Origin of the sequence: Rhizobium sp. 62_C5_N11_2 (genome assembly GCF_051811185.1) — a bacterium.
Lineage (GTDB): Bacteria > Pseudomonadota > Alphaproteobacteria > Rhizobiales > Rhizobiaceae > Rhizobium > Rhizobium leguminosarum.
On the sequence record NZ_JBPWPW010000001.1, the window covers coordinates 2649120 to 2674093 of the forward strand.

Consider the following 24974-nt stretch of genomic DNA (forward strand, 5'->3'; position numbering starts at 1 on the left):
CGATAATGGGCGCGCGGCCAAGTTTTTTTGACCTCGCAAATGGGGAGAAAAAAGTTGGGGGGAACAAGCATGGCCCAAACCAGCCGTCGACAAGAAGCCCGCAAAATTGCAAGCCTCGGCTTGGCGGCGTGGGTGCTGCTCCTACCGATCGCACTGGTCTCTTTGGGGATTTGGCAAACACAGCGTGCAGCCGAAACGCTTGAACATGCGCGCCGTTCTTCGGCGGAACTCTCGACGACCCTGGCTCAGGTGAAAAACATCGCGGCATCCGATCCAACAGCCATTCTGACCTTCCAGGGAGCGGGCGAGCCCACCTCCCTTGCCGCCCTGGTCGCCGTTTCGCAAATCGAGGCAGCCCTTTCTCAAGCCGACGAGGAGCTGGAAATCTCGCAGATCCGCCGGCCACTGGTTTGGGGAACGATCGGCGGAGCCGTACTTGCGTTTTTCGGCGGTGCGCTGGGACTGATGGCGGCCGGCATTTCCGGGATCCGCGCGCGCGTCTCCCAACGCCAACTGATCGCGAGCTTTCAACGTCTGCGGTCGCTCCTTCCGTTCATTCTTGCGACCGTTGTGATTGGGTTTTCTATCGGCGTCATTTCGGCGGCCCTGTTCGAAGCAGTCAGCATGGGACTATGGGCAGATTTTACCACGGGCAGTGCCAAGCTTTTCGCGGTCGCCGTCGTCCTCGCCGTCATCGCAGCCTACAGCGCCTTCACGGCGCTGCGTGGCTTGAAAGATGTCTTTGCCCTGTTCACACCCGAACCGCTTGTCGCGGCGGGACGCGTCATCGAAGAAACGGAGGCTCCGGAACTTTGGCGTTTCGTCCGCAGCCTGGCCGGGCGGCAACACGCTTTGTTGCCCGACACGATCATCGTTGGCCTCGGCCAGGGCTTTTTCGTAACGGAGAGCCAGCTGCGTCTCTGGCCTGAGGACAGACTGGTGACCGGACGGTCGCTCTATCTGCCTGCGGCCTATCTTGATCTTCTCGACCAGGCCGAAATCGCGGCAATCATCGGCCATGAGCTCGCCCATTTTTCTGGCGAAGACACCACCTATAGCCAGCAATTCACGCCGATTTATGCAGGCCTCTGGCGTGCTCTTGCAGCTCTTGGACGCGCCGACGGTGGTCGCTTCGTCCTGTATCCGGCGGTGAAGCTCGGCTTTCACGCCATGCAGCGGTTCGATCATGCCGTCGCACACTGGAGCCGGCTGCGAGAATTCGATGCTGACCGTAGCGGCAGTCTGCTGGCGACGCCGGCAGACGCCGCCTCGGCTCTCATCCGCACGGGGATTATCGCTCCCGCCGTCGCCTATGTTCTTCAGCGCGCATATGCCGGACCGGATGATACCGGTTCCGATGATGCCTGGCCTGACCTCGTCGCGCAGACAACGGAACTGGTCACCACCAATGGATGGAGCGATCCGATGCCCCTTTTGGGAGATCGGCAACCGCATCCGACCGACAGCCATCCGCCGACGATCCAGCGGATATCGGCCCTCGGTGTGGAAATTGGCGATGACCTCCTGAGACGAGCGATGCGTCAGCCGGAGCCGGGAGCTCGCTCTTTTGCGGACGATCTGTTTTCGGATTGGGCCGGACTATGCCGTCTGTTGAGCAAGGATTTCATCGACGACGCGCGCATGATGCGTGACCGCCGTCGCGAAGTGCTTGAAAAGGTGGTTGCCGGGGCCTCACAGGAGACCGTCGTCTACGACAACGTCAAGCCGATGATCTGGACGATGGTGATCGTCGCCATGATTTTCGCCGGATTTGGCCTGACGGTCGTCTTTCTCAGCGGCCAATTGGGCCTCGGCTACGATGAATTCGCACAGTCACTGATCGCCGCGATCACCGCCTTCGGCGCTGTCACCTCCCTTCTCTACGCGGCCTTTCTGTATCGGAGCGCGGCACGACCGCTCATGGTGCTGACCCCGGATGCATTGCTCGCCTCCAGACTGGACAAGCCGGTTGCCTGGACGGATGTTGCGGGCTACGCGGTCTACGCATCGAGCCGTTTTGCCCTGCGCCTCTGGCTCAATCAGGATGCGCCAGTGCCAAAAAAACATTGGCGTGCGATCTATAGTAAAATCGACCGCCGGCAGCGCATCATCACGCTGGGTGCACTGGGGATTAAAGGGGTGAAGGCCGCCGACTTCAGCGCACTCGTCGGCCGGTATCACGAGGCCGCTTACGCCCGACAGGAGCTCGCCGCCGCTATGTTGCACCCGTCCCGCGATGCGTCCGCAGACGAGACAGCCGGAAAATACTGAGCAGCAATGAGCTCAACCGATGGCCGCTTCGCGCGAAGAGGGAATCGTTAAGCATTTCAGGTCGTCTAAGACCATTGCCGGGCCAGCATCGGACCTCGGTCCGATGTGCAATGTGCGATCACCGTCTAACCTCTCCTATCTGCTCAAGCCGTGTATCTGCGCGGCGCTTGATCTGATTTGGAGGAAAACAATGCGGATCGCAACCTTAGCGTCCCTGACCGCGCTCTCGCTGGCTCTTGCGGCGAGCCCGGCAACAATTGTCGGAATCGATATGACCGCACTGGCGAAGAACGGTGGAAACGGTGGAGGCAATGGTGGCGGCAATGGTGGCGGTCACGGCGGCGGCAGTGGAAACAGTGGCAACCATGGCAGCAACAGCCAGGGTGGCAGTTCAAACCACGGCAACTCCAAATCTCAAGGCGTGAAAGGCAAATCCACCGAGGCGTCAAGCAAGTCGAAGTCCGCGAAGGCAGACGAGACTAAAATCGGCACGAAAGAAAAAAACCTGTCGGCGCAGCTTGCGGGTCTGAACTCCTTGAAGCGGAACTATAAGGCACTGATGCATACGTCAGATCCACGCATGACCGCTATCGCGGCCTATGCCGTGGCTTATGCCCAATATGAACTCGACAATGGAATCGAGCCCGCAGCCGATGACCCTCTGTTGGGGGATCAGGCGCTGGAGGACGCATTGGCTTCAGCGACGAAAACCGGAGAAGTCAGCCCGGCGGTTTTGGACGAAGCCAAAACCATCTTGGGGGTTGGCGACGCAAACGGGAAGATCGATCAGATCCGCGCCTCTCTGGAGAACGCGGCGCCGGTGACATCAGACGAATAGCCGAGAATTCAGGTGCGAGCGGTGTGGAGCTGACAAGTATGGCTCCGCACTAAACTACGAAAGAGCATTTCCGTTTTGTTTGAGTACGGATATGCTCTTTTTTTGCAGACACAGAACCCTCTGTTGAAACTGCTCCAAGATGAATGCGCCTCTATCAGCCCAGTTCATCGAACAATTTCACGACGCCAAGTCATCATCGTTATTTCCTATTTATCAGAAGGCCGGGCGGGCAAACAGGTTCTCCTGTCGCTCATAGCCCAGATGCCGTCGACGCTGCGCTCGACCCAAAAGCGACACTCCCACTGAATCATGAGACCCTTCCCAAACTTCCGGCCCAAGCTTTAGCTCACCTTGCTGGATGTAGGATCATCCGGATTTAACGCGGGATGACCACAGTGGAGGTCAGCCGCCCATGCTTTAAGGCGAACGGTTTTTGCGGCGCGTTCTGCGATTTCGCTGGTCGTAATTTTCTCGAAAGTGCGCCTGGTCATCTCAAGCGGATCGCGGCCGGATATTTCGGCGCTTGATCGCGTTGAATTCCAATCCTTCGGTTAAGAGCCAAGTGAATTGTTGACGCAACGAATTATAATACTATTGAATCCGGAATAGAATGGATTGGAAAATGATGAATTATTCAGGTATTTTATAAATTTTATTTTCAACGGTTCGATAATTTCACTATTTTTCTTTATGCACACTTACTGATACTTACGTGAACGCATAAAGAACTTTCGAGCATTCCAGCTGTTGCGAGCAGTGTTTTCTAGGCTTCACGCCTGATTTGGAACGAAGGCGGATCAAAACGAGTTCCTAGAACAGCTGAGTTGAAACCGGTTTGGCTCTGCCTCGCCGGTCCCTATCCCCACGGCGGAACTCCTCGAATAGCGCCCCGGTCGCTCTCGATGCATCGGCGGGCGGCGTGATGCCACGTTCACCGCCCGCGGGCATCATTGCAAACTGAAGGTATCGTAACCACGTTAAAGCTGACGGCAGCCATGTCACGGGCGCTGCTGTTTGAGGGCAATTACCCTAGCCCCAGCAAGGAGGACGTCGTGTCTTCCACTCATTTGTCAGAAATTGATGATCCAACCGACATCGGCCTTATCAGGACAGTCCTTCGAAGTGCCGGCTTTCGGGGCAGCCACGCTGTTGCAGACTCCGAAGAAAAGCGTGCCGCGCTTACCTTTCTCAAATCGGAGTTTCGAAATGGCGTATCCTCGGAAAACGAATTGTTGTCGGCGCTGAAACGTCGAGACGATCTTTTACCGCCGGCACTTCGGCGAATGCAGGGGATATAGCAAACGACGTCGCGATCGCCTGAAAAACAGACAGTAGTGACATGACCCTGTCGTTTCCCAATGCGGCGCGCAGTTGCGACGAGACGAAACACGGCATCCGTTTTTGTAGTCCATGACAGCAAACCTCGAGGCGGAACCCCGTATTTGCAGGTGGCAGCACATTTCCAGCCGGTGCGACCGCTCGACCTTTCGTAAACAGGCTTGTGTAGGCGCCCGCAGCACTCATGAAGGCGCGTTTAAACTATCTCAGTTTCGATCTTCGGACTGTGCTATGATGAGCAATGGCAGAGTTCTCCGCACTTGAAGCAGCCACGCGACGGGTCACCGATGATCGAATCCAGATCGCGGTCCAGGAAGCCGAAATTGCCGGGGGCGTTCTCCGGGGCGAATCTACGTCTTTGGCTCGAGAAAAGCTCAAGAGCTGTTTGCAAAATCTTCGATTTCACATCTTTGCGCGTGACCTGATCCAAGCGAGGATAAGCGTAGATCATCACCTGCCGCCCATGTCGAGGACATGAGTTCCACGAAACTGCATTCAACGACGAGCAGTAAATTCATTGCGTTCCCGCCTTCCTTCCCCAGACTGGTGCTCCCCGATGATGACCGGTATTGAGCCGAAGGAGCTTCAGGCACGTTCCCTCGCCCATTTGGGGGAGAGGGTTGGTGTGACGCAGCTCTTGGGCTTCGACGGCGCGCGCAGGCTCATCCCTCCAGTTCGATGATCGCGCAGCCATAGCCTTTGAGATCGAGCCGGCCGGCAACGGGGTTTTCATCATTCAGGAGATCACGGCCAGCGGGAACGCCGCCGATGGCGGCCGGCTGGTCGGTGTAGTTCTGGATGAACAGCAGCCGACGGTCGTCATTCATCCGCATGGTCACCTCGACACCCTCGGGAAGCTCGCCGATCAGCGGCTCGATGCCGACGGGCGCAAATAGCCGCCCGGCAAGCGCTGCCGTCAGATCCGGCGTGAGATAGGTGCCGACATAGACCACCTGCCCTTTACCGACCTTGCGCGACGTCGCCATCGGCTGGCCCTCGGCATAGCGGTTCGACCAGGCCGCGACCACTTCGACATCGCCGTCGGTCGCAAGGTTTTCATAAAAATAGCCGGCAGCCAGTTCGCGGTTGCCAATCTTGAAGCGGCGCTCGCGCCGGTGCGATTCCGCCGGCTTGTTCGGAGGAATGACAAGCCCGCCCGAACGCTCCATCACATCGAACAGCCCGTTGGCGCCCGGAGCAGCAAGACGGCCGAAATCCTCGACGCGCACGCCTGTGAGCTGAGACAGCGAGGTGCCGGGCGCGGTCTCGCGGATGACGTGGTTGTCTTCGTTGCGCGTGCCGGTGCGCGCGCCGATGACGACAGTGCCGCCATGCTCGGCGAAGGATTTCAGCCTTTCTGTCCATTCGTCCTTCCACATCACCCAATGGGGGACATAGAGCAGCTTGAGCTTGGAAAGATCGTCCTCGGGATGAATGAAGCCGCAGGCAATGCCGCGGTCGTAGCAATATTGGTGCAGCAGGATCGCATCGTCCTGTGGGCTCGGCAGGCCGATTGGATAGGTCTTGTGAGCTTCCTGATTGTCGAAGTCGGATCCGGCGATGCCGACATCCATACGCACATAGGTGCCGAGGATCTTGGGCGCTAGCGCTGTCATCTCGGTTGCGAAGCGTTTCGCCTCGTCATAGCGATGGCGGGCGACGTCGTCGTGGTCGATGATGCCCATCCAATAGATCTCGGCGCCGAAATGCGCGGGGCGCCAGCGGAAGAACATCAACCCGTCAGCGCCATGGGCGACCGAGGAAAGCGCCATGCGGCGAAGCTCGCCCGGCTCCGGCGTCAGCGTGCAGAAGCCCGGCTGGCTGCCGAAGCCCGATTGCTGCTCGGGAACGATGTAGTTGCCGGAAAAACCGCGGCAGATATCGAGGTGCAGCGCTTGGACCTTGGCGTGGTTTCCGAGCCGTTGGAACTCGTCGTAGAGCATCGGATAGATATCGTAGCCGACGAAATCGAGATCGGTGGTGAACTGGCCGCGAAAGTCGATATCTCTGAGACCCCCGAGATTGTGGAAGACGAACCAGGAGGGTTTCACGGCGCGCAGGATCTCGACCTGGTCGTGCTGGAAGCGCGCCGTCGAAAAGGCCAGGAAACGGTGATAATCCTGGAGATGTCCGGGGCTCGGGAAGGTCGGGCCGAACTCGATCGGCAGCACCACCTGGTCGAAACTGTCATAGGCCGTCGCCCAGAAATCGCCGCCCCACGCCGTGTTGAGCTTGTCGATTTCGCCATATCTGCCGGCCAGAAAGGCCTGGAATTCGGTGAGCGTCGCCTTCGAAAAACTCTCCGGCATGCTGGTATTCAGCTCGTTGTCGGTCTGCCAACCGACGACAAAAGGATTGTCGCGATAGTGCTCGGCCATCGCTTTGGTGATGCGCCGGCTGTGTTCGCGAAAGACCGGGCTCGCCGTGTCGCAATGCTGCCGCGAGCCATGGCTCATCGGTCGGCCCTTGCCGTCGACCCTCAGAATCTCCGGGTGCGCCACGGTCAGCCAGCGCGGCGGCGTTGCCGTCGGCGTGCACATGATCGTGTCGATGCCATAGCGCCCGAGCATGGCGATGGCACGGTCGAACAGATCGAAATCGAAGGTGCCGAGTTTCGGCTCGAGAATATGCCAGGCGAATTCGGCCATTCTGACCACGTTGAAGCCGGCCTTCGCCATGCGCTCGGCATCGCGCTCCCAGTAGCTTTCATCGACGTGCTCGGGATAATGCGGGGCGCCGACGAGGAAGCGGTCGGTCTTGACGGAGTTCCATACGGAAAGGCTTGCGGTCTTGTCGGACACGGTGATGTTTCCTGTGATTATCTGTCGAGGATCGTCTTGCGGGCGCTGATCGTGCGTCCGCCGTCGGGCGAGAAGAGATAAAGTTCGCTGGCGTCGAGCTTCAGCGCCACGTTTTGGTCGGCGGTAACGGGCGCGACGTAGCTCAGCTGCACCGTGATGTTGCCGGTGCCGCTTTCCGAGGCGATGGTCCTGAGATTGCCGGCGTCGATATAGAGGATGGTTTCGCGCCCGAGATGCTCGACCAGTCGGACCGCACCGCTGATCGCCCCGCCTTGGGCAGCGTCGGCGACCACCGATATGTTTTCCGGCCTTACACCCAGCGTCAGGCTGGCGCCCTTCGGCAGCACCGGGGCCTCCGCCAATTCCACCGTCACCGGCACAAGGCCGGGTGCCGAAACCGTGATATTGCGGCCGGACACCTCATCGACGGTAACGCCGAGGAAGTTCATCCGCGGGGCACCGAGAAAGCCCGCGACGAAGAGGTTGTCAGGGTTGCGGTAGAGCTCGAGCGGTGAGCCCACCTGCTCGATTATCCCCTGGTTCAAGACGACGATCCGGCTCGCCATGGTCATAGCCTCCACCTGGTCGTGGGTGACGTAGACCATGGTGGCGCCGAGTTCGGCATGCAGGCTGCTGAGCTCGACGCGCATCTGGGTTCGAAGTGCTGCGTCGAGGTTCGACAGCGGCTCGTCGAAAAGGAAAACGTCGGGCGAACGGGTGATTGCCCGGCCGATCGCCACACGCTGCCGTTGGCCGCCGGAGAGCTGCTTCGGCCGCTTTTCCAGCTGGTCGGTGATCCTCAGGATCTTGGCGGCGCGGGCCACCGCCGCCTCGATCTCGGCCTTCGGGCGCTTGGCCATGCGCAAACCGAAGCCCATGTTCTCCGCCACCGTCATATGCGGATAGAGTGCGTAGGACTGGAAGACCATAGCGATGCCGCGGTCCCCAGGCTCCTGTTTGCTGACGTCGCGGCCGTTGATCAGGATCTGGCCGGAGGAGATCTCCTCCAGGCCGGCGATCGACTTCAAAAGCGTGGACTTGCCGCAGCCGGAGGGGCCGACCATGACGATGAACTCGCCTTGCGCTACGGAAAGATCGATGCCGCGCAGCGCATGATAGGCGCCGTAATTCTTGTTGATCTGTCGGAGTTCGAGACTGGTCATGCGTCCTGGCTCTCTGCTGTTGAAACTTGGAACGTTAGGAGATCGCTCATCCCTTCACCGCTCCCATCGTCAGGCCGGCGATGAAGTGGCGCTGCATCAGGAAGAACATGACGACGGGCGGCACGGCGACGACGATGGTGCCGGCGGAAATCAGGTTCCAGGCCGACACCCATTCGCCGCGAAGATTGGCAAGGCCGGCGGTAACAGGCTTGACGGAGTCGCTGACGGTCAGCACCACGGCCCAGAAATAATCGTTCCAGATGAAGGTGAAGATCAGGATGGCGAGCGCGGCAAGGGCCGGCCGCACCAAGGGGATCGCCACATGCACCAGCGTCTGGAAAGGAGAGGCCCCCTCGGCGCGGGCCGCCTGGAACAGTTCATCGGGAAGTGCGGCAATGAAATTGCGCATGAACAGCGTTGCAAAGCCGGTCTGGAAGGCGACGTGGAAGATGATCAGCGCCGCCGTGGTGTCGATCAGGTCGAGCCGGACCATCAGGTCGCGTACCGGGATCATCATGATCTGGTGCGGCAGGAAATTGCCGCCGACGAACAGCGCGAAGATCAGCATGTTGCCGGGAAAGCGGTAGCGCGACAACACATAGCCGGCGAGCGTGCTCAGCACCAGGACGCCGATCACCGAGGGAATGGTGATCGTCAGGCTGTTGAGGAAGTAGCGGGCCATCGGTGTCTGCGTGAAGACAGCCGTGTAATTGTCGACCACGCCGATGCCGGTCGGCCATCCCCACAGATTGCCGCCCATGACATCCTCTGTCGAACGGAACGAGGTGAGGATGATCGCAAACAGCGGGCAGAGCCAGAGCAGAAGGACGATGACGACAGCGAGCACATAGAGGCGGCGCTGCCAGACGTCGGCTTCGGGAATGGGACGAGGATACATCAGCCTCCCCTTTCTTCTGTATGGATGATGCGGCTGAGGTACCAGACGATGAAGGCGGCCATGATCACAAACAGCACGGAGGCGATCGCCGCGCCGTAACCGAAGCGGTAGGAGAAGATCGACTGTTCGAACATCTGGTAGGCGAGAACCGAGGACGAACCGAAAGGGCCGCCATTCGTCATAACCGATACCATATCGAAGGACCTGAGTGCCCCGACCACGGTGACGGCAATGGCGATGAAGGTGACCTGGGTCAGCTGCGGCAGCACGATGTGCCACAACATGTTCCAGCCCCTCGCCCCATCGACGCGCCCGGCACCGATCAGCTCTTCGCTGAGATTGTTGAGCCCGGCGAGATAAAGCACCATGCAGAAGGTGATCTGCGGCCAGAGTGCTGCAATCACGATGGCGAAAGTGACGAAATGCTCGTCGGAGAGAACCGCCGGAGCCGTCGCCCCGAACGCCCTGAAGATCAGCGCGAGCAACCCGAACTCCGGCGTATAGACCCAGGTGAACACCACGCCGACCGTCACCGAGGCGAGCACCAGCGGGATGAAGAACAGCGACTTCAGGAAGCGCATGCCGCGAATTTTCTGGTTGACCAGCAGCGCGATGGCGAGCCCGATCGGCGGTGCCGCCATGAACATTACCAGCCAGATCAGGTTGTTCTTCAGCGACACGTAGAATTGCGGATCGTTGTAAAGCTCGACGTAGTTGCCGAAGCCGATCCAGACCATCGGGCCGAAGCCGTCCCAGTCGTGCAGGCTGATCCAGAGGCTCCTGACGGCCGATAGCAGGATGACGGTGAAGAACAGCAATATCGCCGGCGCGATGAGTAAAGTCGGGGTGAGCCACCAGCGCTGGCGGCGCCATAACATCAACATCTCAAGAACCTCATTAATACAGGAGCAGACTCATGCGTGCTCCGGGAGCAGAGGCGCACCTCTCCCAAGGTGCGGAGGCAAACAGCCTCTACACCTTGGGAACAGCGGTTCGCCGCCGCCCCTGGGAGAGCTGCTAGATCTTGTAGATGCGCTTGCGCGTGCCCTCGAGGCGCGTCAGGATAGCCTTGCGTCGGTCGGGTTTGGCCATGAACTCCTGGAAGCCGACGAGGCCGGCCTGCGCCATATCGGGGTCGCTGTCGCGGTCGTAATATTGCGACGTGCCCTGCACCGTCTTCATCGTCTCGACAGCGACGTTGACCAGCGGGTCTTTGCTTGGCGGCAGGTCGTGGCGCGGCGGCACGTTGCCGCCCGGCTCCAGATAGGCCGCCAGGTTCTCGGGCTTGTAGAAGTAGGCGAGGAATTCGCGCGCGCCCTGCTTGTTCTTGGCCTTGGCGGGAATGTGGATCGAGTTGACCGAGAATTCCTCGTAGTGGCCGACCTTGGCGTCGAGCGCCGGGAAGGTCGCGTAGGAGAGCTGCGGTAGATCTTCGGCGGTGAAAGCCGAGCGCAGGAAAGCGCCGAGATTCATCATGCCGGCCTTCTTCTGCGCCAAGAGCGCCGCGGCCTCCTGCCAGCCGAAGGACGTGTGGTTCTCCGTGAAGAACCCCTTCGAAATCATCGCCGCCCACTGGTCGAAAACCGCTGTCAGCGCGGGATCGAGATAGCTCATCTCGCCGTTCATCAGCGCCATATGCTTGTCGAGGCCATTGATGCGAAGGTTCATCTGGTCGAACCAGCCGGCCGCCGGCCATAATTCCTTGGTGCCGATCGCAACCGGCGTGATGCCCGCGGCCTTGCACTTGTCGCCATAGGCCATGAACTCTTCGGCCGTCTTCGGCACGGTCAGGCCATGCTGCTCGAACACATCCTTGCGATAGAACATGCCCCAGAGCGTGCCTCCGGTGGGAAGGCCATACTGCTTGCCTCCGTCGGTGACGGCCCCTGCCGTCGCGCCGAGCACGTCCTTATATTTCTCTTTCTCGAAAAGGTCGGAGATGTCGTCGAACAGGCCGCGCTTGACGAAGGCGCGCATGCGGTTGCCCGAAAACCAGGAGCAGACGTCGGGCGCGCCGGCGACGAGATAGTTGCGAATGGCCGTCTTGTGGGCCTCGTGGTCCATATTGTTGATGACGACGTTGACGCCGGCTTCCTTGCTGAAGCCCGCGGCAATCGCCTTCAGCGCATCGAGTGCGGCACCATTGTTTTCGGCGGAGATCATCGTGACCTCCTGGGCCTGCGCGATCGCCGGGATCGGAAAGCTGCCGGTGACCGCTGCGGCGGAAACCAGCCCCGCGCCCTTCAGGAAGCGTCTGCGGGTGGTCGTCGGAAATTGCTTCAAAAATGTCATTGAATTCCTCCCAGTTGATCGATCAACATCTCCCGACCGTCGCCTCCTCCATGAAACGACCGACCAGGCATTCAACGCTGCGATCCGCTCGGCGATTCCAGCGATAATCCGTCTGGCTGAGTTGATCCGCGGCCGAACTTATGCATAGATCTTTGCAGCCCGCAATAATTAATTTACAAAATTAAGGAATGCATCGTGAAGTTAAAAGGCGACCAGACCACGGCGAGAGCCATGAACCGACGCCTCATCCTCAACCTTCTCCGGCGCGAGGGGCCGAGGAGCCGCGCCGACATCGCGACGGTGATTGGTTTAAGTCCTGCCGCCGTCACCTTCGTCGTCGCCGACCTTCTGGAGGAAGGCATCGTCATCGAAGGGAAGACCGTGCCCGGCCTCACCGGCCGCCGCCCGATCCCGGTGGATATCAACTACGAGCACGCACTCGCCGTTGGCTTCAAACTGATGGTCGACTCGGTGGAGTGCGTGGCAACCGACCTTGCCACCAACCCCGTCGCCGCCATGCGAGTAAACCTCGACGGCCACGACCCCGATAAGGTCGCCGACCTGCTGGCGGGCACCGTTCCCGAACTGGTGAAGCTCGCCGGCCGGCCAGATGCGAAGCTCGCCGGCATCGGCATCTCCATGCCCGGTGTCATCAATCACGAACAGACGGCCTGCGTGCGCAGCCACCGCTTCAGCTGGAACAACGTCCCCCTCGCCTCGCTCGTCGCCAGCCGTGTCCATGTACCGGTCTGGCTGGAGGACGACACCAACGCTTATGCCATTGCCCAGCAGCTCTTCGGGCTCGGCCGCCAGCATCGCAACATGGCCGTCCTCGCCGTCGGCGTCGGCATCAGCTGCGCGCTTGTCATCGACGGTAAGCTCTACCGCGGCGCAAACGGCGCGGCCGGCAAGTTCGGCCACACCCTCTACGAGGAGAATGGCCGGCTCTGCGAATGCGGCAAGCGCGGCTGCCTGATGGCCTATCACTCCGAAGCATCGATGCTGAGACGCTGGCGGGAAGCGACCGGCCGCGAGGAACTGGGATTGCCAGAACTGTCGGCTGCGCTCGCATCAGGCGACGCCGTCGCCCTCGCCCTCGTCGCCGATTCCGGCCGCGGCATCGGAACCGCCCTTGCTAATCTCGTCAACATCACCGATCCCGAAGTTATCGTCGCCGGCGGCGAAGCCGTCTCCCTCGGCGACCCTTTCCTGACGCCACTGCGTGAAGCCCTCGCCGCCCGGACCTTCCGAACCGCCCCGCCCCTCCTGCCTGACTGGGAGGACAATTCCTGGGCTCGGGGTGCCGCTGCGCTGGTGACTCAGAAAATATTCGACTTCGAATCCTCCGGCGGCATCACGGATATTGCCAACCTCGCCGGCGTCAGACCCGTAGACTCGTCGTCAGCGGCGTAGTGATACACTGGATTACAAAAATGGGGGGTTTTCAGACACATCCCTGGTTCAATCCTCAGGTGAAATCCGGACACGACCCAATGGTCGAGATTGGTTTAAATCCAGGAAGGATGACCACATGAAAATGATCCAGGCTATCGCGCTCGCCTTTGTTCTCGGCGGCGCAGCAACAGCACATGCAGAACAGCCGCTGCAGCGCACCGATCTCATCAGGAACGATATCGACGTGCCCGGCCACGAGGCCATTCAGGTCCGCGTCGATTTCGCGCCGGGCGTTCTCGCCCCCCATCACTCGCATCCCGGCGAGGAGATCGCCTTCGTCATTGAGGGAACGCTGGAATACCAGCTCGAAGGCAGACAGCCGGTTACCCTTAAAGCCGGCCAATCCCTCTTCATTCCATCAGGCGTTGTTCACTCGGCGAAGAACGTCGGGAGCGGCAAGGCTTCGGAATTGGCAACCTATATCGTCCGCAAGGGAGAGACGCTCGTCGTGCCTGCGAAGTGAGTCAGTTGTAGAAACCCGCGTCTGGATAGGGAGCCGCCGCTGCACGAAGCGCTCGCCCCCGAACCTTCAGGACCGCGCCGCTTGCGTGGGAGCGCCGTTTCGCCCTTGCGGTCGCTTTCCATTCACGGCAGCATGGCCATACGGATTGATGGAATTCGTGTCCCCAGTCATCTGACCTCTCACACTCAGGAGGATTACCATGGCAACGCTGGAGCAGCCGTCCTTTGTCGTCCATTGGAGCGAGATCGAACGGCCGGACGACTCACACTATGACGATGACGACGAACTGATGAGCATTGGTGCACCTTTCGGACGATATTTCGGCCTGACGAAATTGGGCATTCATCACGAGCGATTGCCTCCTGGCCGGCGCACCTCCTTTCCGCATGCCGAGAGCGCCGAGGAAGAATTCGTCTACGTTCTCGAAGGCGAGCCCGACGTCTGGCTCGACGGCCATCTCCGCCGACTGAAACAGGGCGACGCCGTCGGATTTCCGGCCGGCACCGGGATCGCCCATAGTTTCCTCAACAATACGCAAGCCGAGGTGCATCTCCTCGTCGTCGGCGAGCGCCACAAGGCCGAGAACCGCATTTTCTATCCGCTCCACCCTCACCGCCGACCGCTGCACGATGATTGGTGGGATGGCCATCCCACCCACGCCCTCGGTCCCCACGACGGAATGCCGGACCTGGTGCGGGAAGCAAAGGGTGGCGGAAACAGCGAATAGATCGGCCGGGGTGATTGCGTGTCGCAATGTCGGCGTCGCGCAAAGCGGAGACCAACGCCTGCTTGGAGCTTCGACGGGTCATTGCGGTGCCTCCGTCTGAATTCAGCGGGTAGATGGTGATCTCGCGAGAAATGCCGCGATCACCACCATCGCAGTTTGCCACGGCCGACGAAAACGGGTGAGCGAAATTGTCGAAGCCAGCACCTGCCGCCGGCAGACCTGGTCGGGGGCCATAGCCATAAGAGCAACTCTTGCGCTTTCCCGACATTGAGCGAGCGAGGGCCCAGCCGTCACAACGGATCGCTGATACCGATCAAAGAGAACTTGTCGAACCATAATGGATGGTATTCAGTCCGAAGCCCCGGCGCAACCATGGCAAAACGGCATCGAGCTGTCACGGCAGATGGCTGACTCAAGATGAGGGGCAATCCGCCGCGCCTAAGATTGCTCGCTTTCGCAGTATGCCGACAGCAGTCATTGCGATCGCGGCGATAAACCACACACATAGCAATCGATCGGAGCCCAAATGTCCACCGCCGCTTTGCCTGAACCGCCATACTATATGGTCAGTTTTTCCTCTCAACGAACAAAGCTCGACAACGGCTATGGCGAGATGGGTTATGCGATGACGGAACTTGCAAAACAGCAGCCAGGTTATCTCGGCTTCGAAAGTGCTCGCGGGGCAGACGGTTTCGGCATACTCATCTCCTATTGGAAGGATGAGGATAGCATTCGAGCCTGGAAATCAGTCGTCGATCACATTCAGGCGCAAAATCGCGGTCGGTCAGATTGGTATACTCGGTACGAAATCCGTGTTGCGCTCGTCACGCGAGCCTATGGATTCAATATTGAAGAGACATGAGTTGACTCGTTGAAGAATCTTGCCCCCTAAAACGGTATCCTCTGTAAAGCGACGGACAAGCCTACCGCGCAAACCTGCGGGCGCCGGCAACGCAGAGGATGACGGCAACCGTCACGGCGAGCATGGCCCAGGTCACGGGCTCGTGCAGCAGGGTTGCGGCGAGCGCCAGCCCGAAGAACGGCTGGAGCAGCTGCAGTTGGCCGACGGCGGCGATGCCGCCCTGCGATAGGCCGCGATACCAGAAGATGAAGCCGATCAGCATGGAAAACAGCGAGACATAGGCAAGGCCCAGCAGCGCCGGCACTTCGATGCCAGAGAAGGTCTCCGGCCTATGGAAAAGCGCGACCGCGACCGTCACCGGCAACGACAGCACGAGCGCCCAGGAAATCACCTGCCACCCGCCGAGCGTGCGCGAAAGCCTGCCGCCTTCGGCATAGCCGAGGCCGCAGACGACGACTGCCGCCAGCATCAGGAGATCGCCGACCGGCGAGGCCGTCAGCCCCTGCGTCAGTGCGAATCCCGCCACCAGCGCACTGCCGAGAACCGAAAAGAGCCAGAATGCCGGCTTCGGCCGTTCTCCGCCACGGACCACGCCGAAGATCGCCGTTGCGAGCGGCAACAGGCCGATGAAGACGATCGAATGGGCTGACGTGACATGCTGCAGCGCCAGCGCCGTTAGCAGGGGGAAGCCGACAACGACGCCCAGCGCCACGACGGCAAGGGAGAGGATGTCACGCCGGCTCGGTCGCTTCTCTCCGAAAGCGATCAGCAGGCCAAGGGCGAGAATGCCGGCGATCGCCGCGCGCGCTACGGTGAGAAAGACCGGATCGAACTGCATCACCGCCACGCGCGTCGCCGGCAGCGATCCGCTGAAGATCACCACCCCGATAAAACCATTGATCCATCCCGATGCCATGCGGTCCATCTCGCGCTCCATGATGCACTGCACTCCTTCATTCTCTCGCTCTTATCGGCCAACACGGATGGTTATGACAGTCACAGTCTGATACAATTTCGCGAAACTGTAATGGTGCGAAAAGCAATACGGATGAACGAAGGACGCACGCGTGTGGAGATGGTCGCCGCGACGATCAGGCAGCGCATCGCCGGGCGCAGCCTGACGCCGGGCGCAAAGCTACCCTCTGTGCGGGGGCTGGCGGCGACGTTGAAGCTGTCAACATCGACAGTCGTCGACGCTTATGAGCGGTTGGTCGCCGAAGGCGCGATCCTGGCAAGACCAGGCTCGGGATTCTACGTCGCCAACCAGGCAGCGCCCTTTGCGCTTGCCGAGACCGGACCGAAGCTCGACCGCGCGGTGGATCCGTTCTGGATATCGCGGCAATCGCTGGAGGCAGCCGAAGCCGACCTGAAGCCCGGCTGCGGCTGGCTGCCGCCCTCCTGGCTACCGGGGGACGGCATGCGCCGCGGGCTCAGAACGCTTGCCCGCGCCGACGGGCCGGCGCTCGCCGATTACGGCTCGCCGCTCGGCTTGCCGCAACTGCGCCAGCTGATTTCCCGCCGCCTGGGCGAACGGGGGATCGAAGCCTCCCCGGACCAAATCATGCTGGCCGATTCCGGCACGCAGGCAATCGATCTGCTCTGCCGTTTCCTGCTGGAACCCGGCGACACGGTGCTGGTCGACGATCCCTGCTATTTCAATTTCCATGCGCTCCTGCGCGCCCATCGGGCAAAGATCGTTGGTGTGCCCTACACGCCGTCCGGTCCCGATATCGAAGCCTTTGCGCAAGCCGTCGCCGATGAGCGTCCGCGGCTCTACATCACCAACTCCGCCATCCACAATCCCACAGGCGCGACGTTGTCTCCTGTTACCGCCCACCGCGTTCTAAAACTCGCCGACCAGTTCGACCTGACCATCATCGAGGACGATATCTTCGCCGATTTCGAATATACGCCGGCTCCCCGCCTTACCGCCTTCGACGGGCTCGAGCGGGTTATCCACATCGGCAGCTTCTCGAAGACCCTGTCGGCCTCGGCCCGCTGCGGCTTCGTCGTGGCGAAACCGGAATGGATCGACGGCCTGACAGACCTCAAGATCGCCACCTCCTTCGGCGGCGGCCGGCTGACGGCGGAACTGGTGCTGAACGTCTTGAGCGACGGCAGCTATCGCAAACACATGGAGACGCTGAGACACCGGCTCTCCCGAGCGATGAGCGAGGTCTCGGCCCGGCTGAAGAATCTCGGCATAACGCCCTGGCTGGAGCCCCAGGCTGGAATGTTCCTCTGGTGCCGGCTACCCGACGGCATCGATGCGGCTGATGTGGCGCGGGCCGCACTGGAAAGGAGGATCGTTTTGGCGCCCGGAAATGCATTCAGCCTGTCGCAATCGGCAACGAATTTCATGCGCTTCAACGTGTCGCAAACGCTCGACCCGCGCGTCCTCGAGGCGCTCCGCGACTTCTTGGCGAAAGAGAGGCATTAGGCACAAGGGTGCTCTTCGGCGGCAACAGTCCTCGTACTAGTGGTCATCCGCGTAAGACGCGGGGAACACAGCCGCCTGCCCGCTATGCCACATACATATATTCATTTTTCTTTAAATGCAGAGAGTTAGAATTCGCACACGCCAAACGATCACCAAGTCTAGAACTTTGGCCTGATCATTGCTCCGAAGAAGGTGTTGCATGCGCAAGCCAAAGGTTCGAACCTCGCTGACAATCATCAATGTAACATTTGCGTTCATCTTCCTGAGCTTTGGGCTGTTTTCCCTCAGGAGCGTACAGCAGGTTAACCAGGACACGACGGCAATCGCCAAGAACTGGCTGCCGAGTGTTTCGGTAGCCCGCAATATCGGCTTCGAGCTGGAACGCATGAAGTTTGCCTACGCCAACCATATCATGTCGATCAGCGACCAGGCTATCGCCGCTGCAGAAGTAAAGATTACCTCTCAGCGCACTGAGCTTGACAATGCGATTGCAGCCTATCGGCCGCTCATATCCTCGCCGCGCGAAGGCCAATTGCTGCAGCAGATCGAGGAGCAGGCCGCGAGCTACCAGAAATCGTCCGAGCCTATGCTGGAAAAATCCCGCAAGAACGACAACGATGTTGCCAAGACGATCTTCTATTCCGACATGGAGCCATTCGTCGACCGCGCGGAAGAACTGGCCAATGAATTGCTGACGATAAACGTCAATGGCTCCGAGGCGTCCTACGAAAACAGTCAATCCACGTACTTGGGCATTCTCTGGACAACCTCGGTATTCACGGCACTCGTGATTGCGATCGTTGCCGGCGCGATCTCCTATGTGGCAATCCAGATCTCGCGTCCGATCAAGAAGATCACGCAATCGATGACCGGGCTGGCCGCTGGCGACACCGGCACGCAGATTCCCTATTCCAGCCGCACGGACGAAATCGGTGCGATGGCGGCGGCGGTTGAGGTCTTTCGGCAGACGGCGCTTGCCAAGATCAGAGCCGATGAAAATATCGAAACGAATCGAGTGCTGACGGAATCCGAGCGGCAGCGCCGCGAGCAGACGGAGCGCGCGCGGGCTGCCGCGATGGCGCAAGCCACGAACGGATTGGCAGAGAGCCTGAAGCAACTTGCCGGCGGCGATCTCACCGTTCAGATCAGCGAGCCTTTCGATGCGGATTTCGAGGGCCTGCGCGGGGATTTCAACGGCGCCGTCGCAAAACTCTGCCAGACCCTCGCCAAAGTGGCGGGATCAGCCGTCAATATCGACGGCGGCTCGAATGAAATCGCCAACAGCGCAAACGACCTGGCGAAACGAACCGAACAACAGGCAGCGGCGCTCGAGCAGACAGCCGCTGCTCTCGATGAAATCACAGCCAATGTCGCATCCGCCTCCAAGCGCGCCGAGGAAGCCCGCGAGGTGGCCGCGCAGGCGAATGCCGGTGCGACGACATCAGGTGAGATCGTAAGCCAGGCGGTCCAGGCCATGAGTCGGATCGAGCAATCCTCCAGCCAGATTTCCAACATCATCAGCGTGATCGACGAGATCGCGTTCCAGACCAATCTCTTGGCCCTCAATGCCGGTGTCGAGGCCGCGCGCGCCGGCGAGGCAGGCAAGGGATTTGCCGTGGTGGCGCAGGAGGTCCGCGAACTGGCGCAGCGCTCCGCGCAGGCGGCCAAGGAAATCAAAACGCTGATCCATGCATCGGCGGGAGAAGTCGCAGCCGGCGTCGGACTGGTCTCAAAAACCGGCGAAGCGTTGAAAACCATCGGCGAGCTGATCGTTGCCATCAACCGCCATGTCGAGGCAATCGCCGTCTCCGCCCGGGAACAATCCGTCGGACTGGCGGAGATCAATACGGCCGTCAACAGCCTCGACCAGACCACGCAGCAAAACGCAGCCATGGTCGAAGAGGCGAGCGCCGCTTCCGCATCGCTTGCCGACGAAGGCGCCACGCTTCGCCAGTTGATCAGGCAATTCAATTTGAACGATATCGTGCAGGACAGCGCTTACGCGCGTCGCAGAACGGCTTGAGCCGGAGGACGATCGCATCGCGAAGCACGGAGTCTACCGGCTTTGCGAACCGGAATGCGGGCCGCGGCCTCCCTGCGCGACCTTCGATGCTGGTCCTAGCTAACGTTGCTGAGCAGGCGGGCTGTCGCGATAGCGCCGCGAGAGAACAAAGTGATATCGTTCGACATTCGCGTATTTAGGGAATTTCACGATGTCTGATTTCGATCTCGAAACCGTTCTGGGCGAACTCCTGCAGAGGGAGCCGATATTCCATCGGCGTGCCTTCGGCACGAGCCGTGACGATCTGGAAGCCATGACGGCGGAGGATTTCTTCGAGATTGGCGCAAGTGGCAGGATCTACCAGCGCGACTTCGTCATCGCCAACCTACTGGAGCGCTACCAGCAGCCGGAAAGGCATGACTGGCCCTGCCGGGACTTCTCGATCCGCCGACTCGCCGAAAACCTCTATCTGCTGAACTACACGCTGGACGAACCCGGCAGAACGACGCTCAGAACCACCATCTGGCAAAGCTCTGGCGGGAGCTGGAAGATCGTCTTCCATCAGGGAACCATTGCCGGCTGAGCCGCCAATGTCAAAATCGCGCGAGGCGTGGAATTGACGCAGCCGCCCCCTAACCCCGTCGATCATCAGAACGACCGGTGGACCGCTTTGTCATTGGCAAGGCGCGTCACGCAGCCTTCGAGCTTGGCGAGCAGCAGATCGAAGTCGAGCGGCTTCGTCAGATAGTCCGCCGCTCCGCCGCGCAGGCCGGCTAGCGTGTTTTCCCGGTCGGTCAGTGCCGTCAGCAGGATGAAGGGAATGTTGGAGAGCTCGGGATGATTGATCTGAATTTCCGCCAGAAGCTGGTGCCCGTCCATGACCGGCATCGAAATATCGCTAATGACGATATCGGGCCATTTCGACAGGATCATTTCCAGTCCCTCGGCGCCGTTCGAGGCCTCGAGCGTCCTGTAGCCGGCTTCGCTCAACTCTTCGACGAGGAGGTTCCGGATCTCGACTTCGTCTTCTATGCACAGGACTGTAACCATGAGCTCTTCCTTAAGCTGCGACTTGTTGATCCGACAATAGAAACTCTATTGGCAGAAGAATGGTAAATGTTGTGCCTTTGCCAAGCTCGCTCGTCACCTCGACGGTGCCGCCGTGTAGTTCGATAACCTGCTTGACGACGTTGAGACCGATGCCCGTCCCGGCAATGCCCGTCGCGCTGCGGGCGCGATAATAGGGCTGGAACAGCTTCGGCAGATCCTCCGCATCCATGCCGATGCCGCTGTCGGAGATGGCGATCTCCACCGTCTTGTCGTCGGCCCGGGCGCGAACATGAATGTCAGGCGCGTTGGGTGAATATTTGACGGCGTTCGAAATCAGGTTGGTGAAGACCTGTTCCATCGCGCTGCGGTCGAACGTCAATACATCCGGTATGGGCTCAAGATCGAGATGGAACACATGCGTGCGGCTGAGATGGCGCTGCCTGTCGCAGCACGTGACGAGCACCGCTTTCAGGTCACCTTCGCTCCGCTTCAGTGTGATCTGTCCGGTTTCGAGCCGCCCGCTGGCGAGGATACTCTCCATCAGATCGACCATGCGCACCACCGCACTGCGGATCACGCCGGCCTTTTCGTGAACGTAATCGCCGCTGACGTTGGTGGTCGAGCGGCAGAGCCGCTGCGCAGCGGCGTCGATGATGGCGAGCGGCGTGCGAAACTCGTGCGAGGCCATGGCGACGAACTGGCGCTGGAGCGCATTCACCTGGCGTTCGTGCACCAGCAGGCGGTCCAGTTCCTCTCTCTGCCTTTCGATCTCGGCCGTTCGATCGGCCACCATCTCTTCCAGATGGTTGCGGTGGTGGGTGAGCTGCTCTTGGCTGTCCAGCAGGGTCAGCGAGGTGCGATGCAGACCTCGTCCGAGCCAGAACACCACGGTGATCAGCAGCGCCAGGCAACCGAGCCCTGCCGGCGCGATTTGATGAAGCAGCATAAAACCGGGCAGGATAGGCGGCCACACGAGATAGCCGATCGTGCCGCCGTTATGGGACGACACCAACACTTGCGCCCGCTCGTCCTCACCTTTCGAAGGCGCGAAATGCAACCCTTCGAGCAGCGCATGATGGGCGATGTTTTCGGCAGTTATTCCATCGATGAACTTGACCGAGATGGCGATGAACTCCTGGCCCGCCTCGATCTGCATCCTGGCCGAGCTCGGCAGAATGGGACGCGCACTGGCAATTGCCGGTCTGTTGCCGATCATAATCGTCCGAACCTTGGCCAGTTGACCAAGCGCTTCAGCGCCGGGCTTTGCAGCCCGCTCGACGAGAACGGCGCGAATCTCTCCGGCGAGAGCAGTCATTTCTTGGCCGTCGTCGTCACCGAGCCGCGGCGGCATGGCATCGGCGCCGTCACGGAAGGCGAACATCAGGCGATTGGTGTCGTCGAAGATGTAGGTTCTGTCGTGCCCGAAATACCGGTTGGTCCACTGGCCGATATTGTCGAGCAGCCACTCATGGTTCCGCTGTTTGGTATAGAGGAAGGCATCGTCCCATTTGGTGACGCTTTCCTGCTCCCGCGGAAGTGCCGCGATCTGCTCTTCCAGTCCCTGTCGGACGAATTCGGCCTGCCGACGGAGCGAGAGATCATCGACCTTCACCGCTGCGAGCCACGCAAATCCGCACAGCAACACAGCCGCCGCGCAGGTGAGCGTCACCAGGACGAACGTAATGTGCGATGTGAGCCCGACCTTCAATACCTGCAACCTTTTGATGGCGCCCGCTGCCGAGAAATTGACACGCAAAGGTTGACGGACCGTGAATTATGCGCTCCCGTGCGGGTCTGCGGCAGGTCCCCCCATAGGCATCGCAATCGTTGAAGGAGAAGCACATGGATGCAGCATCGTCGGATAAATCAGGCATCAGGATCGAGCCGATCGCTGCCGTCCATATCGACAGCTTTCATCATGCGCTCGACGTGGTCGCGCGGGAGAAAAAATACCTGTCCATGCTGGAAGCAACGCCCCTGCCGCAGATGCGTGAGTTCGTGATGGACATGATTGCAAAAGGCAATCCGCAATTCGTCGCCACCGCTGAAAACCAGGTCCTCGGCTGGTGCGACATCAGCCGGCATTTTTTCCCGTCCCACGCCCATCGCGGAAAACTCGGAATGGGGATCCTTCCCGCCTATCGGGGCAAGGGCCTCGGACGAAGGCTCATCGAGACCACATTGAGAGCCGCGCAGAAAAGCGGTTTTGCCAGGGTTGAACTCGATGTTTATGAAGACAACGCCCGTGCTATCGCTCTCTACGAAAAGATGGGATTTGCACGCGAAGGCATCGTCCGACGTGCGGCACGCATCGACGGTCAGTTCATCGATGCGATCAGCATGGCGCTTTTGTTCGACGAGCGCGGCGCGGCATAGATCCCGGTATCGCGTCGATTTCTGAATGGGCCCCCGCGAGCCCGGCTGATCAACATTTCGGCCTGAACTTGAAACAAATGCCCTTTCGAGCAATTAGGCCAGCCACTCCCCTATCGGGCGAATGCCTCGAATGGATTGTCGTGGGTCAGGCGCATCAGGGTCCCGTCGTCTATGCCCCGCCGTTTCAGCTCGGGCAGCAAGACGGTGGAAAGATGGGTGTACGGTTTGGGTATCCCGCCCATCGGCAACGCCGGATCGAACCAGCCCCGGTCATGGCTCAACAACAGGTGATCGCCGCAGCCCGCCTCCAGCGCCCTGATCACCAGCTCCGCCACCTCGTTGTCTCCGCCCCGGCCGACATGGTCATACTCGATCCAGGCGCCTCGCTCGGCGACAGCGACATTATAGGCGAAGTCCTTTTCTTCCTGCGTATGGATCGAGATGAACCTGTCAGCCCTGTAGCCCTCTGCCTCGATGACATCGAGCTGATCCATGACGACCCGTCCCCTGATCGTATGACTGCCGATGACGGCGTCCGTCTGCGCCGCGGCGCGCGCGGCTGCCCGCAGGATTTTCGTCTCGAGCGCCGTCATGCCGTCATCGCCGGCGCTGAGCTTGATCCAGCCTGCCTGGAACCCGGTCTTGTCGATCTGCTCCGTCAGCTCGCGAAGCATCCATGCCTCCAGCTCTTTCTCGGAAGCCTGACGGACCCATTCGGGAATCCAGGGTTCACGGTAATTGCCGGTGGGCACGACGATCGGAAAATCCGTCGCGAGCGACACGGCAAGATCGATATCCGCACGGCGTCCAACACCGCCCGTCGAGCATTCGACCAGTGCCGTCACCCCGAGCTTCTTGATCCGCTCGATTTCGGGGGCCATCAACCGAACGACGTCTTCGATGTCTGCTTCTGCATAACCGGGCTGGTCCGGCGTCCTGAGGTCGACGAAGACGTGCTCATGCGGGAGGATCATCCCAAGTTCGGATCTGCTCTTAGGCCCGAGCGTCGTGCGCAGATGTTTCAAAGTCTCTCCCCCGCGATCATACCGGCTTTGCGTACAGCCTTCGACCGAAACCTCGACACTGCCGCGAAAGTAGATCGTGACGTGATGAAATCAATCGCTCACTTGATCGAAATTCTTACGACTGACCTTGATATCGACGTCCGGCTTGGCGAGCTGACTGTCGCCGGGGGGAAGATACGCCGCATCGACTACTTCCCCATGTCAACTTGCCTCTCCCAACCCTTCGCATGGCTCAGGGCGTTCGGCCCTGCAATCGGTTCACTGGATCGATTGCTCCCGCTTCGCCGGACCGGGCCTCACCACGGTGGCGCATCGCGCTCAACCCGGCCGGCGCACCGCGCGGATCTTGCCGCTGCCGCCTCCGCCGCAGAAGAAGCAGTCGCCGCCGTCGGATTCGAGGCCGGAGACGCCGGTGCCCTCGGGCATCTCCAGCCGCTCCAGCACCTCTCCGGTTTCCGGGTCGATGCGCCTGACGTCGCTGTCATCGCCCTCCCAGGTGCCGTGCCAGAGCTGGCCGTCGACCCAGGTGACGCCTGTCACGACGCGGTTGGATTCGATGGTGCGGAGAATCTTGCCGGTTTCCGGGTCGATCTGATGGATTCTGCGGCCGCGGTGCTGGCCGACCCAGAGCGAGCCTTCGGCCCAGGCAAGGCCGGAATCGCCGCCATTGCCCGGCGCCGGGATGGTGGAAAGGATACGCCCGGACTTCGGGTCGATCTTGTGAATGACATCCTCGGCGATCTGATAGAGGAACTCGCCATCGAAGGCCGTGCCGGCATGCGATGCGACCTCGATCGAGCGCACCACCTCGCCGCTTGCGGGATCGAGCGCATTCAGCTTGTCACCCGATGCGAACCAGACGTGCTCACCGTCGAAGGTGACGCCGTTGACGCGCTCGGCACCGGGAAAGGGTCCATATTCACGGATGATCGTCGCAGCCGATTTTTTCATCTCTTCCATCCTGTTCGCCCGT

The 24974-nt window shown here is 60.4% G+C and carries 22 protein-coding genes; 11 read left to right on the forward strand and 11 right to left on the reverse strand.

The features are described from left to right. The first annotated feature begins 69 nt into the window (after positions 1 to 69). From AB8B31_RS13380 to AB8B31_RS13390, 3 genes are all read left to right on the forward strand, one after another. Positions 70 to 2271 (forward strand): M48 family metallopeptidase, encoded by a 2202-nt coding sequence (locus AB8B31_RS13380; protein ID WP_130652684.1) that lies wholly within the window; start codon positions 70 to 72, stop codon positions 2269 to 2271. 190 nt (positions 2272 to 2461) lie between these two features. Continuing rightward, on the forward strand, positions 2462 to 3109 hold the full coding sequence (locus AB8B31_RS13385) for a hypothetical protein (protein WP_130652685.1): 648 nt from the start codon (positions 2462 to 2464) through the stop codon (positions 3107 to 3109). A 1052-nt stretch (positions 3110 to 4161) separates the two neighbouring features. Next, positions 4162 to 4407 carry a hypothetical protein gene (locus AB8B31_RS13390; RefSeq protein ID WP_155256924.1) on the forward strand — a complete coding sequence of 82 codons (246 nt, stop codon included), beginning with the start codon at positions 4162 to 4164 and terminating at the stop codon, positions 4405 to 4407. 269 nt (positions 4408 to 4676) lie between these two features. Here AB8B31_RS13390 and AB8B31_RS13395 read toward each other — a convergent pair whose 3' ends face one another. The 6 genes from AB8B31_RS13395 to AB8B31_RS13420 form a co-directional block, all read right to left on the reverse strand. Then, on the reverse strand, positions 4677 to 4898 hold the full coding sequence (locus AB8B31_RS13395) for a hypothetical protein (protein WP_018446301.1): 222 nt from the start codon (positions 4896 to 4898) through the stop codon (positions 4677 to 4679). A gap of 211 nt (positions 4899 to 5109) precedes the next feature. Beyond that, a complete protein-coding gene (locus tag AB8B31_RS13400; RefSeq protein WP_130652686.1) occupies positions 5110 to 7248 on the reverse strand; it encodes a beta-galactosidase in 2139 nt (712 codons plus the stop codon). Positions 7249 to 7265: 17 nt separating this feature from the next. Then, positions 7266 to 8411 carry an ABC transporter ATP-binding protein gene (locus AB8B31_RS13405; protein WP_130652687.1) on the reverse strand — a complete coding sequence of 382 codons (1146 nt, stop codon included), beginning with the start codon at positions 8409 to 8411 and terminating at the stop codon, positions 7266 to 7268. Between the two features lie 46 nt (positions 8412 to 8457). Continuing rightward, positions 8458 to 9309 (reverse strand): carbohydrate ABC transporter permease, encoded by an 852-nt coding sequence (locus AB8B31_RS13410; protein ID WP_115157262.1) that lies wholly within the window; start codon positions 9307 to 9309, stop codon positions 8458 to 8460. Then, entirely contained in the window at positions 9309 to 10193 is an 885-nt protein-coding gene (locus AB8B31_RS13415) for a carbohydrate ABC transporter permease (RefSeq protein WP_018242688.1), read from the reverse strand. Before AB8B31_RS13415 ends, AB8B31_RS13410 begins: the two co-directional genes overlap by 1 nt. Positions 10194 to 10326: 133 nt before the next feature. Continuing rightward, the gene (locus AB8B31_RS13420) at positions 10327 to 11601 is read right to left on the reverse strand and encodes an ABC transporter substrate-binding protein (RefSeq protein ID WP_130652688.1); all 1275 of its coding nucleotides are present in this window, start codon (positions 11599 to 11601) and stop codon (positions 10327 to 10329) included. Positions 11602 to 11796: 195 nt separating this feature from the next. Between AB8B31_RS13420 and AB8B31_RS13425 the strand changes: the two genes are divergently transcribed. The 4 genes from AB8B31_RS13425 to AB8B31_RS13440 all read left to right on the forward strand — a co-directional run bounded on the left by AB8B31_RS13425 (position 11797) and on the right by AB8B31_RS13440 (position 15108). Further along, on the forward strand, positions 11797 to 13014 hold the full coding sequence (locus AB8B31_RS13425) for an ROK family protein (protein WP_113544272.1): 1218 nt from the start codon (positions 11797 to 11799) through the stop codon (positions 13012 to 13014). A gap of 118 nt (positions 13015 to 13132) precedes the next feature. Continuing rightward, positions 13133 to 13519 (forward strand): cupin domain-containing protein, encoded by a 387-nt coding sequence (locus AB8B31_RS13430; protein WP_028732752.1) that lies wholly within the window; start codon positions 13133 to 13135, stop codon positions 13517 to 13519. A 199-nt stretch (positions 13520 to 13718) separates the two neighbouring features. Further along, positions 13719 to 14246 (forward strand): cupin domain-containing protein, encoded by a 528-nt coding sequence (locus AB8B31_RS13435; RefSeq protein WP_130652689.1) that lies wholly within the window; start codon positions 13719 to 13721, stop codon positions 14244 to 14246. Between the two features lie 526 nt (positions 14247 to 14772). Then, entirely contained in the window at positions 14773 to 15108 is a 336-nt protein-coding gene (locus AB8B31_RS13440; RefSeq protein WP_018242693.1) for an antibiotic biosynthesis monooxygenase family protein, read from the forward strand. 61 nt (positions 15109 to 15169) lie between these two features. On the opposite strand, the gene AB8B31_RS13445 is transcribed toward AB8B31_RS13440, so the two are convergent. After that, positions 15170 to 16033, reverse strand: a complete 864-nt coding sequence (locus tag AB8B31_RS13445) for a DMT family transporter (protein ID WP_130653547.1) — start codon at positions 16031 to 16033, stop codon at positions 15170 to 15172. Between the two features lie 102 nt (positions 16034 to 16135). Here AB8B31_RS13445 and AB8B31_RS13450 point away from each other — a divergent pair, with 102 nt between their 5' ends. The 3 genes from AB8B31_RS13450 to AB8B31_RS13460 all read left to right on the forward strand — a co-directional run bounded on the left by AB8B31_RS13450 (position 16136) and on the right by AB8B31_RS13460 (position 20133). Further along, entirely contained in the window at positions 16136 to 17548 is a 1413-nt protein-coding gene (locus tag AB8B31_RS13450; protein ID WP_131703010.1) for a PLP-dependent aminotransferase family protein, read from the forward strand. Positions 17549 to 17747: 199 nt separating this feature from the next. Continuing rightward, a complete protein-coding gene (locus AB8B31_RS13455) occupies positions 17748 to 19571 on the forward strand; it encodes a HAMP domain-containing methyl-accepting chemotaxis protein (RefSeq protein ID WP_130652691.1) in 1824 nt (607 codons plus the stop codon). A 190-nt stretch (positions 19572 to 19761) separates the two neighbouring features. Beyond that, the gene (locus AB8B31_RS13460) at positions 19762 to 20133 is read left to right on the forward strand and encodes a nuclear transport factor 2 family protein (RefSeq protein ID WP_130652692.1); all 372 of its coding nucleotides are present in this window, start codon (positions 19762 to 19764) and stop codon (positions 20131 to 20133) included. A gap of 65 nt (positions 20134 to 20198) precedes the next feature. Here AB8B31_RS13460 and AB8B31_RS13465 read toward each other — a convergent pair whose 3' ends face one another. Both AB8B31_RS13465 and AB8B31_RS13470 read right to left on the reverse strand, forming a co-directional pair. Next, positions 20199 to 20600: a response regulator gene (locus AB8B31_RS13465; RefSeq protein WP_018242699.1), complete on the reverse strand. Its 402-nt coding sequence runs from the start codon at positions 20598 to 20600 to the stop codon at positions 20199 to 20201. Positions 20601 to 20610: 10 nt separating this feature from the next. Next, positions 20611 to 22356: a sensor histidine kinase gene (locus tag AB8B31_RS13470; protein WP_130652693.1), complete on the reverse strand. Its 1746-nt coding sequence runs from the start codon at positions 22354 to 22356 to the stop codon at positions 20611 to 20613. Positions 22357 to 22442: 86 nt separating this feature from the next. Between AB8B31_RS13470 and AB8B31_RS13475 the strand changes: the two genes are divergently transcribed. Further along, positions 22443 to 22976, forward strand: a complete 534-nt coding sequence (locus AB8B31_RS13475) for a GNAT family N-acetyltransferase (RefSeq protein ID WP_018446317.1) — start codon at positions 22443 to 22445, stop codon at positions 22974 to 22976. Between the two features lie 110 nt (positions 22977 to 23086). Here the strand turns inward: AB8B31_RS13475 and AB8B31_RS13480 are convergent, their stop codons facing one another. Both AB8B31_RS13480 and AB8B31_RS13485 read right to left on the reverse strand, forming a co-directional pair. Next, positions 23087 to 24001, reverse strand: coding sequence for a phosphotriesterase family protein (locus AB8B31_RS13480; protein ID WP_130652694.1), 915 nt, complete (start codon positions 23999 to 24001; stop codon positions 23087 to 23089). A gap of 318 nt (positions 24002 to 24319) precedes the next feature. Further along, a complete protein-coding gene (locus AB8B31_RS13485; RefSeq protein WP_115157653.1) occupies positions 24320 to 24952 on the reverse strand; it encodes a Vgb family protein in 633 nt (210 codons plus the stop codon). Positions 24953 to 24974: the final 22 nt, after the last annotated feature.

Excerpts from the sequence above, each read along its gene's own strand:
- AB8B31_RS13380 (WP_130652684.1), top strand. The coding sequence starts at position 70 with ATGGCCCAAACCAGCCGTCGACAAGAAGCCCGCAAAATTGCAAGCCTC.
- AB8B31_RS13385 (WP_130652685.1), top strand. The coding sequence starts at position 2,462 with ATGCGGATCGCAACCTTAGCGTCCCTGACCGCGCTCTCGCTGGCTCTT.
- AB8B31_RS13395 (WP_018446301.1), bottom strand. The coding sequence starts at position 4,898 with ATGATCTACGCTTATCCTCGCTTGGATCAGGTCACGCGCAAAGATGTG.
- AB8B31_RS13405 (WP_130652687.1), bottom strand. The coding sequence starts at position 8,411 with ATGACCAGTCTCGAACTCCGACAGATCAACAAGAATTACGGCGCCTAT.
- AB8B31_RS13410 (WP_115157262.1), bottom strand. The coding sequence starts at position 9,309 with ATGTATCCTCGTCCCATTCCCGAAGCCGACGTCTGGCAGCGCCGCCTC.
- AB8B31_RS13415 (WP_018242688.1), bottom strand. The coding sequence starts at position 10,193 with ATGTTGATGTTATGGCGCCGCCAGCGCTGGTGGCTCACCCCGACTTTA.
- AB8B31_RS13420 (WP_130652688.1), bottom strand. The coding sequence starts at position 11,601 with ATGACATTTTTGAAGCAATTTCCGACGACCACCCGCAGACGCTTCCTG.
- AB8B31_RS13430 (WP_028732752.1), top strand. The coding sequence starts at position 13,133 with ATGAAAATGATCCAGGCTATCGCGCTCGCCTTTGTTCTCGGCGGCGCA.
- AB8B31_RS13435 (WP_130652689.1), top strand. The coding sequence starts at position 13,719 with ATGGCAACGCTGGAGCAGCCGTCCTTTGTCGTCCATTGGAGCGAGATC.
- AB8B31_RS13440 (WP_018242693.1), top strand. The coding sequence starts at position 14,773 with ATGTCCACCGCCGCTTTGCCTGAACCGCCATACTATATGGTCAGTTTT.
- AB8B31_RS13445 (WP_130653547.1), bottom strand. The coding sequence starts at position 16,033 with ATGGACCGCATGGCATCGGGATGGATCAATGGTTTTATCGGGGTGGTG.
- AB8B31_RS13450 (WP_131703010.1), top strand. The coding sequence starts at position 16,136 with ATGGTGCGAAAAGCAATACGGATGAACGAAGGACGCACGCGTGTGGAG.
- AB8B31_RS13455 (WP_130652691.1), top strand. The coding sequence starts at position 17,748 with ATGCGCAAGCCAAAGGTTCGAACCTCGCTGACAATCATCAATGTAACA.
- AB8B31_RS13460 (WP_130652692.1), top strand. The coding sequence starts at position 19,762 with ATGTCTGATTTCGATCTCGAAACCGTTCTGGGCGAACTCCTGCAGAGG.
- AB8B31_RS13465 (WP_018242699.1), bottom strand. The coding sequence starts at position 20,600 with ATGGTTACAGTCCTGTGCATAGAAGACGAAGTCGAGATCCGGAACCTC.
- AB8B31_RS13475 (WP_018446317.1), top strand. The coding sequence starts at position 22,443 with ATGGATGCAGCATCGTCGGATAAATCAGGCATCAGGATCGAGCCGATC.
- AB8B31_RS13485 (WP_115157653.1), bottom strand. The coding sequence starts at position 24,952 with ATGAAAAAATCGGCTGCGACGATCATCCGTGAATATGGACCCTTTCCC.